Annotated in this window: 12 protein-coding genes; 3 read left to right on the top strand and 9 right to left on the bottom strand. The window is 60.3% G+C overall.

Annotation, left to right across the window (positions count from 1 at the left end; translation table 11 throughout):
* Window positions 1-2: 2 nt before the first annotated feature.
* From tagH to tssA, 8 genes are read right to left on the bottom strand one after another with little or no spacing between them, the layout of a single operon-like run.
* Complete coding sequence (gene tagH, locus NKJ13_RS23160; protein WP_352778434.1) at window positions 3-1,457, bottom strand: type VI secretion system-associated FHA domain protein TagH; 1,455 nt, start codon at window positions 1,455-1,457, stop codon at window positions 3-5.
* Entirely contained in the window at window positions 1,454-2,521 is a 1,068-nt protein-coding gene (gene tssG / locus NKJ13_RS23155) for a type VI secretion system baseplate subunit TssG (RefSeq protein WP_352752052.1), read from the bottom strand. The genes tagH and tssG overlap by 4 nt, the downstream gene beginning before the upstream one ends.
* Complete coding sequence (gene tssF / locus NKJ13_RS23150) at window positions 2,485-4,359, bottom strand: type VI secretion system baseplate subunit TssF (RefSeq protein ID WP_352778432.1); 1,875 nt, start codon at window positions 4,357-4,359, stop codon at window positions 2,485-2,487. The genes tssG and tssF overlap by 37 nt, the downstream gene beginning before the upstream one ends.
* Before the next feature lies 1 nt (window position 4,360).
* Entirely contained in the window at window positions 4,361-5,116 is a 756-nt protein-coding gene (gene tssE, locus NKJ13_RS23145) for a type VI secretion system baseplate subunit TssE (RefSeq protein ID WP_352752056.1), read from the bottom strand.
* Window positions 5,103-5,564 carry an Hcp family type VI secretion system effector gene (locus tag NKJ13_RS23140; RefSeq protein WP_023678576.1) on the bottom strand — a complete coding sequence of 154 codons (462 nt, stop codon included), beginning with the start codon at window positions 5,562-5,564 and terminating at the stop codon, window positions 5,103-5,105. Before NKJ13_RS23140 ends, tssE begins: the two co-directional genes overlap by 14 nt.
* 46 nt (window positions 5,565-5,610) lie before the next feature.
* A complete protein-coding gene (gene tssC / locus NKJ13_RS23135; protein ID WP_023720342.1) occupies window positions 5,611-7,113 on the bottom strand; it encodes a type VI secretion system contractile sheath large subunit in 1,503 nt (500 codons plus the stop codon).
* A 2-nt stretch (window positions 7,114-7,115) separates the two neighbouring features.
* Window positions 7,116-7,652: a type VI secretion system contractile sheath small subunit gene (tssB, locus tag NKJ13_RS23130; protein WP_352479410.1), complete on the bottom strand. Its 537-nt coding sequence runs from the start codon at window positions 7,650-7,652 to the stop codon at window positions 7,116-7,118.
* 6 nt (window positions 7,653-7,658) lie between these two features.
* Entirely contained in the window at window positions 7,659-8,837 is a 1,179-nt protein-coding gene (gene tssA / locus NKJ13_RS23125; protein WP_352778431.1) for a type VI secretion system protein TssA, read from the bottom strand.
* A 338-nt stretch (window positions 8,838-9,175) separates the two neighbouring features.
* Between tssA and tssH the strand changes: the two genes are divergently transcribed.
* From tssH to NKJ13_RS23110, 3 genes are all read left to right on the top strand, one after another.
* Window positions 9,176-11,926 carry a type VI secretion system ATPase TssH gene (tssH, locus tag NKJ13_RS23120; protein WP_352778429.1) on the top strand — a complete coding sequence of 917 codons (2,751 nt, stop codon included), beginning with the start codon at window positions 9,176-9,178 and terminating at the stop codon, window positions 11,924-11,926.
* A 254-nt stretch (window positions 11,927-12,180) separates the two neighbouring features.
* Window positions 12,181-12,414: a hypothetical protein gene (locus NKJ13_RS23115; RefSeq protein ID WP_352479407.1), complete on the top strand. Its 234-nt coding sequence runs from the start codon at window positions 12,181-12,183 to the stop codon at window positions 12,412-12,414.
* Window positions 12,415-12,942: 528 nt separating this feature from the next.
* On the top strand, window positions 12,943-13,323 hold the full coding sequence (locus NKJ13_RS23110; protein WP_352479406.1) for a hypothetical protein: 381 nt from the start codon (window positions 12,943-12,945) through the stop codon (window positions 13,321-13,323).
* 379 nt (window positions 13,324-13,702) lie between these two features.
* Here the strand turns inward: NKJ13_RS23110 and NKJ13_RS23105 are convergent, their stop codons facing one another.
* Entirely contained in the window at window positions 13,703-15,106 is a 1,404-nt protein-coding gene (locus tag NKJ13_RS23105; protein ID WP_352778427.1) for a recombinase family protein, read from the bottom strand.
* Window positions 15,107-15,960: the final 854 nt, after the last annotated feature.

The raw sequence follows: 15,960 nt of genomic DNA, 5'->3' as shown, positions 1-15,960 counted from the left end.
TGTTACTCCTCCTCATATGCATCCCGAAAATCGGCGCCGATTTCGCCGAGAAAGCTTTTTTCCGCGCTCTCGGCGATTTCACGGTGGCGTTTCTGGTAAAGCTCCCACAGCTTGGCGCCGCGCCCGCCCGACAACAGAGTGCCGATCGCGGAACTCGATTTCAGCTCTTCTTCGATGGCTGCCGGCTCAAAACGGTCGACCATCCGCCGCAGAGCGGCCTGCACGCCGCGCCAGGCGCGCACGTGATGTTGTGCGAGGTCGCGAACCGCATCCGCGATAGCCGCTTCGCCGGCCAGAAATCCGGGGCTGCGTTCGGCGATAAGCGTCACTATCGCGTCGTCGACCGTCGGCAGAAACTTGAGTGGATTGACCTCAGAGGCTCCGACCATTGTCTGCGCAACGCGAGCATTTCCCTTTTCTTCGGCACGCTTGCGCAGCAGCTGCATCAGTCCTTCCATCATAAGCCGGTATTCGCGGCCGAACTTTTCCATCTCGGCGACGGCGTCGCGCCCGGGAAAATCGGCTTCCGCGACGCCCATGCCGCGCAGGAATGCGGTGCGAAGCGCCATGTCGGCGAGCTGCCTCGCAGGCGGCGGGCGGGCGGGGCTGGGGCCTGCCGGCATTGGGGGAGGGGCATCTGCCGCCCGCATGGGCACGTCCCAGGGATTGGCCGCTTGCTTTGGTTGGGCGTCACGCTCGTGCTGACCGTTTGAGCCCGCATCGCTTCCCCGGCTGGGCGCCGCGGCTGGCCCAAAACCGAAGTCGTCGTTGAATTCCGGCAGCTTTGCCGTAGCCGGCTCCGTCGCGCCGTTGGGGAACGATCCCGAGTCGAGGCCGAATGGGTCTGTCTGGTTGGGCGTGCCGGCCGATTCTGCGGTGCCTTTGGAAACAGGCGTTGAGATTGGATCGAGGCTGAACGGGTCATCGAAAGCAGGCGAGCTGCGCTGTCTGGAATTGGCGCGCTCGAACGCACCCGTGATCGGCTGCTCGAACGGGTTCGGCAGCTCGGCTGGACGTTGCCGGTGGGGCTCTTCTTCCACGGTGGCTGAAAAGAAATCGTCCCGGCCGATGCTGACCGGCGCCCGAGACGCCGGCCGCGAGCGCTCCGGAACTGGCGCTGCTGCTGCTGCTTGAGTGCTCGACGTCTGCAGATCGACATACACGACGTAATCGCCCAGTCTCAGCCGCATGCCATTGCGAAGACGCGTCGACTTGCCGGCACCGAGCGGGCTGTCGGAGTCGTCTATGAACAATCCGCTGCTTGACGTATCAGTGACGAAATATCCGTCGCGCCCACCAGTGATCCTGCAATGGGCGCGCGAAACGAACATGTCGGGATCGTCGATCTTCCAGCCGGCGTCCGCGCTGCGGCCGATCACCAGTTCCCCCTCGTCAAGCCGGGCCTGCCGTACCGCTTGGGTGCGTGGCCCTTGCTCCAGCGTCAGCAGCAGACTCATGCCGCGACCTCCGCCCCTTCCTGCCGCCAGCCGACTAATGTCCGCAGCCGCAAGTCTTCAGCATCGCCCCTTTCAGCGGGCCGCGCAAGCCACGCGGTCCGGGCGAGTTGCACGGTTCCAATACGCGGTGGCGGAACGGCATCGCGCGCCAGCACGATGCGCACATCGACGTCGAGCGATTCGCCGACCATGTCGCTAACGGCCTGCTTGAACAATCTGAGGCGCTGACCGCCCGGCAGGAACGCCTTGAAGTCCTCATAGCCCAGCGGGCCGACACGGAGCTCGATCCTGCTTTGACGATTGAAGACGCGCGGACCGATCGTTGCTCCGCGACCGAGCGCTGCGTAGGCTTTGCCAAGGCGGGTCTGGAGCGCCGCTGGTATGGTCATCCAGGCAGCGATGAACTCCCTGATGTGGACCGGCACCTTGAACGCCTCCGACAGGAACAGCGTCAGCCGCTCGGGGCCGTCTACCTGATTGGCAAGCGAAGCGGCCTGGCGCAGCTTCACGGCGTCCAGTTCGGGGTTGTGGGTGCCGGGAAGCCCTAACCCCGCCATGGCTTCAAGCATGGCGCGAACGCGCCCACCAACTGGGCGCTCGACCTGAACCGCCGGATGCGCATCCGCCCACGCCCTGTAATACAGCGCGATCATGCGGTTCTGAAGAATGTTGACGAAGTCCATGAAGGTCGTGTCGCTGGTCTGCTGCGCATCGGCACCGGTGAACCAGCGTTGCGACAGGCGATCGAGCACCCAGCGCGTCAAATGCAGGGGCATCGGGCCTTCAGGTCCCATCAGACCAATGTTGGCGACCGTGACCCTAGCGGGCGCTTTGTCAGTCGCTTCGCGAAATTCTGCCAAGTCCTTGGCCGAAAAGCTGAGCCGGACGTGCTGCCCGAGCCGCGAGGGTTCGCGCTCCGGCGCTCCGGAATAGCCGAACAGCCCGCCTCTTCGTTCGAGTCGGCGCAACAGCTCGAAGAAGTCGAACGCATCTGACAGCTCTTCGGACCGGTGCACGCCAGGCTTGTCTAGATCAGGTAGCGATTGCCGGGCGTCATCGGCCATGGCACATCCTCCTGCTTCTGCAGCAGCCATGTGCGGGTTCGCACAAAGCCGTTTATTCCGGCGTGACGGGCAAACAGCCGTGCCAGCAAGGCCGAAAGCAGCAAGGTGCTTTGCCCCGCCAGGACAGACTGATCGACATGCAATATCACCTCCGTGCCTCGTCCGAAACACATCGGCCCATCGATCTGCAGTCGTTCGATGACCGGCTGGGAGTCGATGCGCACAATCGAGTGCACATTGCGGGCGAGGCTCGGGTCTCCCCTGTCGGCGTAAAGCTCAAGCAGCGCATGCAGCGGGTCGACGCCGCGACCTTCCTTTGCAAGGCTTAGAAAGTTGAGCGCGAGCTGCGCTACAAGCCGCCAGGCGAGATTGTCGGCTCGCGATTCACCCGCCGCGCCCGCCGGCAGTGCTGCAGGGATGGCTGGGCGAGGCGGGCGCAATGCGCCGAGAAGCCGGATTGTTTCGACCGGATCGCCGGCTTCCAGCGTCAAGGTAGGATTGTCATCAAGGATCGGCAGATCGCGGTTGGTGCAAAGCGCCACGATGTCGACACGCTTCAGCGGGCGGTTCGGCGGAGTTTCCGCTGGGCGTGAAATCGCCAGGAAAACGTCGTCGCCCGTGTATGAAGTGCGGGTGAGTCCGTCACGCCGCTCCTCCTCCGTCGGGCGCCGCGGGCGCCGTTCGGTGGAGTAAACCCAACCGCTGCCGCGGTTTTGTCCCAGGCTGAAGAGCTCCGGGATTGCGGCGTCGCTCCCCTCGCTCTCGGCGTCCTCGACGCGGGTAACCCGATAGATTTCGAAGTCGCGCGCCCGCGTGCGGTCGGCATGCAGCACCTGCCGCGTCTTGCGTGGATCGAGCTCGACGACATTGCACTCACGTTCGAACAGATTGATGATCGGCGTTGCGAAAAGTTCAAAATCGGCCGCCGCCAGATCGGCAAGTTCAGGCACCGGACGCCTGAAGATGAAGATGATCTCGAGCTCGGCTGTGCATCTGCGCACAACGGGCTGCAACCCCGAAATCCGAGCATAGTGAAAGCGCTCCGGCATCATGAAGTATTCGCGCAGAAGACGGTATCCTTCGAACGTCGGACGTGTACGAGGCATCAACGCCTCGTCATCGCTGATGCCCACCATTTCAGGGGCCGGCAACGGTGATATCGGGTTGGCCTTGCCTTCCGCTCGTGTACCAAGAGCCGAGCAGGCGCCGAAAATCGCGTCGAAAAGCAATGGTGCCTTGGTGCGCGCGGCAAAGTAGAGATCAAGGCGGTCGAGCGACAGTTCGTCGAGCTTGCCTTTTCCAGTGCGAGCGAGCGTGATGCGAAGCGCCGCCTGGCCATCCACACCGCCGATCCGCGTGATGCCGGCTGCCGCCAAGGCGCTGCGATCCTGAAAGTACCCGACCGAGGTGATGGCTATCGGCCACAGCGTGATGTCCTGGGCGGTGGTGAACGTGCAACGCGTCGACAGGCCAGGCTGGAGGCTGGAAACCAGCCGCGTATTGCGCTTGACGACATGACCCCCAATCATTGTCTGGACCTGCTGTCCAGGTTTGAGCACCACCATGGCCGTTGCCGGCGCCGGCGTGACAAGATCAGGATAGAGAACATCAAGAACGGCTCGCGAGAAGCGCGAGCGTTCCGCATCAACCTTGAGCCGGGTCCGCGCGGCCAAGAAAGCAACACCGTCAAGCAGCCGCTCGACATAGGGGTCCGGACAGGGGACCGTATCGAGTGAAAGGTTGCGCGCCACCGCCGGATGCATGTCGGCAAATTCTGCCGCCAGCGCACGGATATGGGTCAGTTCCTCCTCGTAATATTCTACGAAGACCCGATCCATCTCAGGCTTCCCTAAATTCGGTCCGAGCCAAGCCGTTATCGAGATTGATGGTGGTGCGCAGGCGCATGCGTTCGGGTGTCGGCGTCATGATCAACACCGCATCTATCTCGATCTTCAGGCCCACGGTTTTGTCGCCAAGGGTTACCGTAACCTTTGTTGCGCTGTCCTTGAGCCGCGGCTCGAAGGTGGCAAGCACCGAGCGGATCTCGCGCGCCAGGGCCTCGCGATCGAAGTCGCGGGAGGAACGGCCCGAGAAGGAAGGCACGCCGTAATTGACGACGCTGCGACGCACCTCCGGAAAATCGGCGAGCGACGGCGGGTTGTCCGCTGCCTGCTCGCTTTCAAGATCGGAGAGCAGCGGTACGGCCTCGAACCGTTCGGTGTTGAACAAAGCCTCGACATCGCGCCGCACAGCCTCCTTGAGCACACGAACCGACACCACCACGCTGCGGCTTTCGAGTTCGGCGCGGTGCTGGCTCTGAAAGGCCAGGCGATGCAGACGCCGCTTCTGGTCGGCGGTCAACTCCGCGTCGGCGTCGATGAGCCGCGCACTGGCCGCAACCAGGTTGTCCAGCCGCTCCGCGCCAAGCTCGTCCTGCAGCGCCTGGCGCAGCCCGTCTATCTCGGAGGTCACGCCCGGCAGATCGTTTACGAGGCGGTCCCATAGAGAGGGCTGGACCGCTTCGCGCTTTGCTCGCGAACTGCCGCTACCCAGCGACTTGTCCGCGCCGGGCCGCCGGGCCTCACTTGCCGACATAGACATCCATTTCGATTTCGTCGTTGTCGTCGTAGACGAACTTTATCTTCTTGTAGGCAAAGCTGACCTCTTCCTCGATCAGGTCCTCCTCATCCTCGGCCTGCGACATGTCGTATTCCATGATCGAGGCGTCGGTGAGTGTGACGACCAGGTAATCCTTGGTCTCGCCATCAATGGTCCGCCGTGCCGAAAACACGACTTCGTCCAGCGCCTTGTTCTCGAACAGCGCCTTTTTCAGGTAGGGCGAAGACTTGTCATAGTGCTTGGTGAACTTGATCATTCCCAATGAAACACGACCGCGGCGCGAGAGCGAATTTGGATCATAGGGCGCGATCATCTTGTAATCGACGCCATGGATTTCGATTTCGTCCTCATGGCCATCTCGAGTGCTTGGACCCTTGATATCGGGAACCTTTAGAAAGCCATCAATCTTCGTATTTGTGGGCATTGTTTTTCTCCACCGCTTTCAAAAACCAAGATGTTGTTGCTGCAAATCAAGTCTTCACCGACGGAAGTTCCGAAACCAGTCGGAGCGAGGCATTGATACCCTCCAGCTGATAATGCGGGCGCAGATAGAAGCGCGCATTGTAGTAGCCGGGGCGCCCTTCCACGCTGTCCACCTGGACCTCGGCGGCGGCGAGCGGGCGCTTGGCGCGCGCCTTGTCGTCGGCAAAGGCCGGGTTGGCCAGCACATACCGGTTGATCCATTCGGTCAGCCAGATCTGCATGTCGGAGCGCTCCTTGAACGAGCCGACCTTGTCGCGCGCGATCGCCTTGAGGTAGTGGGCAAAGCGCGAGACCGGAAAAAGGTAGGGCAGGTTGGCACTCAGCCGCTCGTTGGCCTGCGCATCGGGGTCGACCAGCCGTCCCGCCCTTGTCTCGTCGTCCTGCAGCGAATGGGCGCCAATAAAGGCGGCGAGATCGGTGTTCTTTCGATGCAGGATGGGCATCAGGCCGAGCTTGGCCAGCTCCGCCTCGCGCCGGTCGTCGATGGCAACCTCCGTCGGACATTTCATCGCTATCGAGCCATCATCGGTCGGGAAGCTGTGCACCGGCAAGTTGAGGACCGTGCCGCCATTTTCGACACCGCGGATCTGCGTGCCCCAGCCATAGAGCTTGTGGCTGCGGTTTATGTTCACGCCCATCGGAAAGGCGGCGTTCATCCAGACATATTTGTTGTGGTCGCCGTGTACCTCCTCCTCGAAGGTGAAGCCCTTCACCGGAACGGTATCGGTGCCATAGGGCAAACGCGCCAGAACGCGAGGCATGGTCAGGCCGATATAGCGTGCATCCTCGCTCTCGCGCAGCGACTGCCAGGAGGCATAGGCGGGGTTTGAGACGATCTGCTGCAGGTCCTGCGGGTTCGGCAATTCCTGCCAGCTGTCCATGCGGAACAGGCGCGGCGAGGCAGCTGCGATAAAGGGCGTGTGCGCTGAGGCGCAAATACCCGAGATGTTGCGCAGCAGACCGACGTCGCGCGGGTGGTTGGAGAATTCGTAGGCACCGATCACACAGCCGATCGGCTCGCCGCCAAGCATCGAATACTCGTCCGTGTAGACTTTCTTGAAGATCGGGCTCTGATCCCACATCTGGCCCTCATAATCCTCAAGCGTGTCGGCCAGCTGCTCCTTGGAAATATTCATCACCCGGATCTTCAGCTTCTGATCCGTCTCGGTATTGTTCACGAGATACCACAGGCCACGCCATGTGCCCTCCATTTCGCGCACTTCCGGAGCGTGCAGGATCTCGTTGACCTGTTCCGACAGCATCTTGTCGATCCCGGCGATCAGCGACTTGATCGATTTGATCGCATTCGACGAGATCGTCGTTGTATCGGAACGCGTCTGCGCTGCGAGTGCGAGATTGCGCACCAATTGCTGCAGCTTTTCGCTGTCGTCCTTCTTGACCTTGAAATCCTTCTCGAGGAGCCCGCTGAATTCTCCGAGATCGATGGTTTCCGCCTCGGCGACGGCGGCGGTTTTTTGCTGTTCGGCCATGGTCATTCCCCTGCCTTGTCGTCCGCCAGCGCCTGGCTGGCGATCTTGCCAAGAAGCGGTTCGTTGTTCAGCAGTTGCGCAATGCGCTTTTCGGCATCCACACGCCCGTCCATGAAGCCGAGAAGTTCCTCGAGCTGGCGGCGCATCTTGAGGATTTCGGCCAACTGTGGGACCTGCTCGGCAATCTTGTCCGGCGCGAAATCGCCCATCTTGGTGAAGGTAAGGTCGAGCGCCAGCTCCTCGTCCCGCTCGGCGCCTTCGGCCTGAGGCAGCGTATTCTTCACGCGGGCTTTCACGCGTGGTCCAAGTGCCTCCATGAACCGCGGGAAACGGTTCGCATCGGTCTCGACAAAGGAGCGGTCCAGTACCGACTTCGACGCTTCCTTGGTCTGCGAAGCGCCTGAAAGGTCCGCCATGACGGCCATGACGAACGGCAGCTCGATTGTCGTTGGACTGCCATAGGTTTCCACGTCGTAGGCGATCTGCACCCGCGGCGCGCGATTTCGTTCGATGACCTTGGCTTTGCTTTCGGCTGGCATTGCTTGCTACCTTTCATCCTTCTGAGCCGTCTTCTTGGCATCGGGAACGCCGGCAAGCAGCCGGAACTCCTTCAGTCCCGACGGGGCGAGATCTTCCATCAGTTCAACAAAATCCATATGCACCATCCGGCGCACACGGCGGGCGAGGTGGGGAATCGGGCTCGACGGTTCGGTCCGGTCATAAAAGGCGACGACGAGGTCCAGGCATTTCACCACGTCGTCGCGCGAAGTAATCCGGTCGGGAAGTCCGGTGCTCGAGTCAGCGTAGCTAGCCACACTTGCCATAGTATCGGCTCCATGACCGTTTCGGGCAGGCATTACGGGTTCTGCCGGCGAAGCGGACGGCTTTACTGCGCCATTCGCCATCGCGCCGGCAGCCGAGTTGCGCTCGAGGGTTGTCAGCAAACGCTGCAGGAACCGTTTTAATTCCGGAATGGTGGTCCCGCCGCTGCCTTCAAGGCGAGCGTTGAGGGCTGTCTCGACGGCTTCCAGTGCCGCAACCGCCGCGCGCGCATCGGTAATGAGCGACTGCATTTCCTCGTTGGCTTGATCCGCCTGTGCCGCGCACCCGGCACGGACACGGTTCAACAATTGTCCATGCGCACTGACAAGCGCTGCTTTTTCGGCCGCGTTCAATCCTGACGCTGCTTCTTGTAGCATGAGGCGGTCGTCGAGCGCAGCTTGTTCCAAATCGCGTCCGCTGATCGGTCCGATCGAGCGTGGCGCAAACAAAGTCATTTGCCGCAGGTTGGCCAACAGCCCGTCCTGACCATTTTGAAGGTCGAGCAGCGCATTGATGCGGCGCAAGGCGGCTTCGCGAGGCGACGTGTTGGGCCGCAGCGCCGGGTGCATGGTTTCCCAATGCTGGTCGAATGTCCGCCCAATAAGCGTCAGACCCTGCGCCAACCCGGCCAGTCCCTGCTCGTTGGCCAGTGCGCGTGTGACAATTACAATCAGGCGCAGGTCGCGGCCACGCGCGCGCAATTCCTCGGCCTTGGTGATTACTGCTGGCCAGTCGACAGGAATGGTGCTTTGCGAGACCGGCTTGTTGTTGCCGTCATGGACAACCTTGACCTGAGGCTCTGTCAGGCGCTCCAGTTCGTGAAACGCCGGATCGTTACGCAAATCCTCTCCCGACGGATTTTCACCGTCGAGCGGAGCAAGCCAGAGTGCGACGTCGATCACACCGATCCCCCAGTCACCGGCCCTGAGGCCGAACCTGCCGCTACGTTATCACACGGTTGCGCTTTTCCACAATTCAGCGAGTACGGAAAAAATTAACAAAAGCTAATGCAGCCTTGTCTTGATTGTTGAATCCGCCGGCGTGTTTGCCGGGCCGTGGATCGGGAATGCGTCTCACCTGGGCTGTCAGGCTCGTGGTTGTTTGCGGCCGCGATGCGGCATCTTCGACGAATGATGGGAGCCCGCATAACGGGGCATCGAAACCTTTGTTCATCCTGCACTTTGTCAAGCGGCTGCTTATGTGGCAGGTTATCGACTTGCAGAGTGCAGGAGCACGTTCGATGGAACAGCGCCGGTCATCGCAGAGCTTCAAGCGCAAGGAACTGGTCGGCAAGCTCAACCCTCTAGGCTTGCGCGCCTTCAAGGCAGCGGCTGACAGTGCCAAGCTGCGCGGCAATCCTTACGTCGAACTCGTCCACTTCATCGAGCAGCTGGTGCTCTCCGACCGCTCGGATGTGCAAATGATGATTGCCGATGCAGGACTGGATGCGAGCCGACTTACGGCCGATATGACGCGCGCGGTGGACAAGCTGCCCTATGGCGCAACCTCGATCGAAGAGTTTTCCGACCATATCTTCCACGCCATCCAGGAGGCCTGGAATCTAGCAACACTGGAATTCGGCGTGGAGGAGGTCCGCAGCGCACATGTTCTGCTTGCTTGCCTGAAGACACCGGTGCTGGAAGGCCTGCTGTCGAAGATCAGCGGCGAGTTCGACAAGATCGACGCCGACGCCGTCGTGACGCGCTTCGCCGATGTCACGGAGGGCTCACTCGAAGCCGGCGCTGCGCCAACGGTCACCGCGACAGAGGCCCCGCGGCGGACTCCGGGCGGGGATTCGGCATTGGCCAAATACGCCACCGACCTGACCCAGCGCGCCCGCGATGGAAAGATCGACCCGGTCGTCGGTCGCGATCCTGAGATCAGGCAGATTGTCGACATATTGATGCGACGCCGGCAGAACAATCCGATCCTGACCGGCGAGGCGGGCGTCGGCAAGACTGCAGTCGTGGAGGGTTTTGCTCTGCGCATCGCCAAAGGCGATGTACCGCCCCCACTTCAGGGAGTGAGCGTGCGCATGCTCGACGTCGGATTGATGCAGGCAGGCGCTAGCGTAAAGGGTGAATTCGAAAAACGGCTGAAGGCCGTAATCGACGAAGTTCAATCCTCTGAATCGCCGGTCATCCTCTTCATTGATGAAGCCCACACACTGATCGGCGCCGGTGGTGCTGCCGGAACCGGCGACGCTGCCAATCTGCTCAAGCCGGCGCTGGCACGCGGCGAGCTTCGCACGATAGCGGCCACGACCTGGGCGGAATACAAGCAGCACATCGAGAAAGACCCGGCACTGACCCGCCGCTTCCAGGTGGTAAAGATTGACGAGCCTTCGGAATCGGTGGCCATCCTCATGTTGCGCGGCGTGGCCGGCGTCCTCGAACAGCACCACAAGGTTCAGATATTGGATGAGGCGATCGACGCGGCGGTCGGCCTGTCACATCGCTACATCCCGGCGCGGCAGCTGCCGGACAAGGCGGTCAGCCTTCTCGACACCGCCTGCGCCCGTGTTGCGGTATCGCAGCACGCCACGCCAGCCGAGGTCGAGGACATCATGCGCCGCCGCCAGGCGCTGGAGGTCGAGCGCGGCATTATCGGCCGCGAGGCTGCAATCGGCATCGAAGTGGCCGAGCGGCAGGCACGGGTCGAGGCTGGGCTTGCCGAGACCGAACGCACGCTCGCAGCCGCGCAGCAGCGCTGGGAGCGCGAAAAGGCGCTGGTGGCCGAGATACTCGAATTGCGTGCAAGGCTGCGCGGCGACGGCGTGCCGCTCGATGCCGTGGAAGGGCACGAGGCCGCCACGGAGACCAAGAGCGGGGAGGTGCCTGAGACCGAACTGTCCAATGCCGAGGCGAAGGTTCCGGCGGCAGGTGGTCCTGCGCCTCCCGATCCGGCTGCCGATCTCGCTCGGCTGCGCGAACTGATGAGCGAACTGGCCGAGGCGCAAGGCGAAACACCGCTGATCCTGCCATCGGTCGACCGCAACGCCGTGGCGGCCGTGGTTCAGGACTGGACGGGCATCCCGACGGGCCGGATGCTGTCGAGTCAGACGGAGAAGGCGCTGCGGCTCGCGGTCACTCTGTCCGAGCGCGTTGTCGGACAGGATCATGCGATGGAGATGATCGCCAAGCGCGTGCAGACCAGCCGCGCCGGTCTCGGCGCTCCGGAAAAGCCAGTGGGTGTATTCCTGCTTTGCGGCCCCTCGGGCGTCGGCAAGACCGAAACCGCTTTGGCACTGGCCGAAACGCTCTACGGCGGAGAGCAGAACCTGATCTCGATCAACATGTCCGAATTCCAGGAGGCGCATACGGTCTCTACCTTGAAGGGCGCGCCCCCCGGCTATGTCGGCTACGGCAAGGGCGGAATTCTCACCGAGGCGGTGCGGCGCAAGCCCTATTCGGTGATCCTTCTCGACGAAGTCGAGAAGGCGCATCCGGACGTGCACGAAATCTTCTTCCAGGTGTTTGATAAAGGGATGATGGACGACAGTGAAGGCAGACGGATCGATTTCAAGAACACGCTGATCCTTCTCACGTCGAATGTCGGCTCCGAAGTCATCATGGACCGCACAAGGAATGGCGCGGTACGGGCAGGGCTCGATGAACTGGACACCGCATTACGCAGCCCGTTGCTGAAGGTCTTCCCAGCGGCCTTTCTCGGCCGGGTGGTGACCATCCCTTACTTTCCGCTTTCCGATTTGATGATCGAAGCGATCACACGTCATCAATTTGCTAAGATTGCTCGCCGGCTGCGTGCAACCAACGACGCGGAATTGGTAATCGGCGACGGTGTCATGGATCTGGTCAAGACCCGCTGCACGGAAATTGAATCGGGCGGCAGGATGATCGACGCAATTCTGACCAACACGCTCCTCCCGGAGTTGAGCCGCGGTGTGCTGAACCGGTCGCTCGCTGGTGAAAAGATGACAAAGGTCACTGTTGGCGCTTCAGGCCAAGGGTTTACCTATTCCTTCGAATAGGAGCGCGAATATTATGGCGGCTCCTTTCCTCGGCTGTGGCAAGCGTTGCGGCAACCAATGTTACCATCAATGCGGCTGCCTGAAATGTCATTTCCCGACCCATGCCCCCGACTGAATGTCCTCATTCCGCTCATGATCAGGAGTGCAGGTCAATCACGTCCGACAAAACGCAAAAAACCGCTGTCAATACCAACTTCTTGCGATGGATTTGCGCGGCGGGGATAGGCAGGCTTCGGGGCGAAGGAGTGCCCGCCATGACCGTCCTCGCTTACAGCCTCGCCGCCGACGCACAGGGAACGTGGAGAATCGTCTTTGTGCCTGACGATCTGCATCTCTATGTGGAATTCAGCCGGCCGAACGCTGGGTCAAATCCGGTGCACTGGCAGAGCGTGGATGATTTCCTTGCGTGGCGCCCTACAGGTGCGCTCCACAAGGATGCGCTCGATCGCTTGGTTTCGCTAATTTGCCAGTCGATGAGCGGCCCCTAAACGAAAAAGCGACGGAGTGATGCATTCGACAGTGTCAGGCCTAGCCGTTCCAATGCTGCAGCTCCACGCACGCACCAGCTCAAAGCTTGGTTTCTTTCTGAGGAGGTGCGCTGGGATCAGGACAATCAGGATGCGGCAAGTTTTCACACGGAGAGGGCTGGTCGCGAACGCCGCCATAGTGTTTCACGAGTTTTGCGAAACCGTAGGCGAAGGCGAAAAGAAGCGCGAGGACAACCGCTATTCGGACGGCCATGGGGTATTGTATCAGGATCCCGCTCCGGAAGGGCGCGGATCACTTCCCTCGCGCAATTTCCTTCGCGAGATCGCCCGTTTCACGAAGCCCTGTCGCTGATCTCGTCAACCAACCGGTTCGTCGCCGAGCGTGCATTCATAGCTCAAAATCAGACCGAGAGAGCGTACCGCTAGGAGCGAACAAAAGCCCGCCGCACCTTTCGGCACGGCGGGCTCTGTTGGGACGATTCCAAGGCTACGCGGCTACCGCGTGCGAACTGCGTTGAGGGCGATTCCATGGGTGTCTTGTTTCAGGGCAAGATTTTTGGCAAGTTCTTCGCGTTTTGGGAGAGGGCAACAACCATGAAATCATTTTGCGTGGGCAGCGTGTCCGTTGCAGCAATGGCGATTTGTATCACCTCATTCGTTTCAACCACTGTCCACGCCGGTTCGATCGCTTACGAAACTGGGTATCAGAAAGCCGCGTATTTGAATTGTTCTCAAACAGTTTACAACGAAGACGCTTTCGGAAAATTTATGGCCCAAGACGATAAATATATAAATACCCGCGATTATAAGCGTGGCTTTGCCGCGTTGGAAGCCGGCCTGAAAAGTGATCACCGCAGCAAAGTGTGCTTCGATGCCGCTCGCGCCAGCAGTTCGTGGACGGACCGCTGACTGGCGTCGCCCGTCCGGACCGACAAGCCTCACCCGCAGTTTCTGCTCATCTTCTTCCATCACAAGGTGTCCACCTATTTTGGTGGACACCTCATGCATCAGAGCACTCAACAGGTGCAGGGAAATTCGCGCTTACGTTCAACGAACTGAGACGCCTCGCTCTACTGACCCCATCATGCGGCGGGCTAACGTCGACCGTGAAGAGAAGCGCGTGACCCGCGGGGCGACATGGTCCGGTCGATTATCAGGAGGAGCTTGACCTCGATGACCCCAACCAGAGAAGCCTGCTAGACGAGATCAGGTGGGAGCGGCGGGACAGCTCCGTGACAAACAGAGTCGGGGCTCCTCATTGAAGAGCCGCAGCTTCGGTCTGTTCTTGTCATGCGCCTTTTTTGCCCTGAGCATTTGAGACGTCGCGTCGGAGCCTTTCCGGGCCACTGGGCCGTATACGCGCTAGCGCGCTCAGCTTTAGCTCCGACTCAAGCCCTGGAAAACCAGCCAGCGTATAGGCCGCGGCCATCGAGCCAAACCGCTTTTTGAACACACGGTATATGGGCAGAGCGGAGTCCGCATTAATCAGCGACAATGTGAGGTGCCCGTGAGCGGCGCGCAGCCGCCGAAATCCGTCTAGAAGCTCTTCGTTCGAGTACTTTCGCAGAGCTCCCCGCCGATCCGGTACGTAGCCGACCGCCGCATAGACCGCCTTCAAGCTGCCGAAAAGCCGGACATAGCACTGTCCTGACGCAGTATACGGACAAGCATTGATCACGGTGAGGCTGAGTCGTTTCTTCTCTTTCAATAGCCGCTTCAGATTCTTGAGCATTTTGGGCTTTGTATAGGTGTATCCGCGCTTTCCCCTTGCGAGTTGCGCCCTCCGGAATATTTGAACCGCTACAATGGGCTCCATGACCCGGATTCGGACCCATTTATCGGGAGTGTTTGGCTTTGATTGGCTGCTCATACTATGCGACGTTCGGTTGTAGACATAGTAACCTATCATCAACTCGCTTTTGAGAAGAGATGCGACGCGCCCGGTCGTCCACAGATGCCCGTATGTGGAGGGCACTCCTTCCTTGTTCAGACGAACCGATATGCCGGCCATGCTCTGCCCTTCAGCAACAAACATATTGAAGATGCGCCTCACAAGCTCGATTTCGTTTGGCGGGCCGGGCACAAGGAGAACGCGGTCGCCAGCGAGCCCCTTCTGTTCTCCAGGGCCGAGAAGGCCTCTGGGCTCGCCATCTTTATCCAGCAACAGTCGCCTGACGCCGTAGGGCACAGGTCCGCCCTGGCTGAATCCGAGACGAGCCTGCTGCAGGTGCGCTCTGGAGACCTTTGAGGATAGCTCGCGGCTGTATTCGCTTGCCATCACCCGTTTCATATTCTTGAGGATCGCAGACACCATGCTGCCGTCGTTCTCGAATTGTTCGCCGCAATATTCCACCGCGACGCCTGCATCACGACAGAGAAACTCGTAATGAGCGGATTGGTCCGTATCCGGAAAGCGGCCCCAGCGGCTGACGTCAAGGACGAGGATTGCCGAGAAAGTCTTTTGGCCAGTCACGACATCGGCCAGTAACTGCTTCAGTCCGTCGCGACCTCTTATGCTCAGGCCGCTTTTCCCAGCGTCTTCGTAGGTTTGGACGATAGTGTATCCGCGCCGCGCCGCGTACTCCGTAATGGCCATCGCCTGGTTCTCCAGCGAATAGCGTTGATGTTCAGTGGACATGCGAAGGTACTGTGCCGCACGAATAGGGCGCGCTGTCTGCAACTCGAAAGCCATGGGTTCTCCTTGGGCTTGAACAAGCCCAGAGACACCAAATGTCTTTCAGAACTCTGTCGCATTCGGTAAAACCCTATTCGGCGGCCACGAAATTGGGCGCCCAGATCTCCTAGCAAATGGATGATTGGACAGCGCAAGTTAGCGACCTAGTGTCTTGCGGTCGCAATCCGGATTGCCGGCCGGTCCCCAGCCTTGAATGCAGGTAGGCAAGTAGCTTTGCCAGCGCCAGCGGCCTGACAAAACTTTCGTCGATTCCTGACTTCAGGAGCGCGTAATGCTGGGTCTCGGCACCGGGCGCGATCAAAGCGACCACGGGGGGTGCGGGCATCCTGCGTGAGCCGGCTACAGCTCTGCACCATGTCGTTGTCCGGCCGGCAGTCCAGCACCAGTGCGTGGACCGGCGTTTCAGTAGTCATGTGGAGGATTTCATCGACGTTGCTCGCCAGCGCACTGGTAAAGCCGTCCACCGCAAGGATATGGCTGAGGATCAGATAGAATTCTGCGTCATGTGAGCATATCACGATCAATGGCTTCATGGCAGGCAGAGAAGCCGATGGTTTGCGGTCACTAGAAAAGGCGGAGCGAGGAAAATTGAAGTACGAATGGGCGGACAATCCTCACCTGTTTATACCAGTAACAGCCTGCGTCGTTGTATTGGCGCTGAGCTTCGCAGCTATGTTCATCTCACTCGCAAGCATAATTCTGCGAACAGGTTTCTATGGTTCAATTGATGAACACAACCTTCCTTGAAGCGAGTGAACGGGAAACCGGGATCCCAGGCTTCATGCTCAATTTTGGTCACCCCGCTTCCAGATGGCGCGTCGTACAATAGCATATGGCGCTATCGTCTTTAT

Source organism: Mesorhizobium sp. M0174 (assembly GCF_040322275.1).
Lineage (GTDB): Bacteria > Pseudomonadota > Alphaproteobacteria > Rhizobiales > Rhizobiaceae > Mesorhizobium.
The sequence above is the reverse complement of the archived record's forward strand: the minus strand, read 5'-3'. Positions and strand labels throughout refer to the sequence as shown.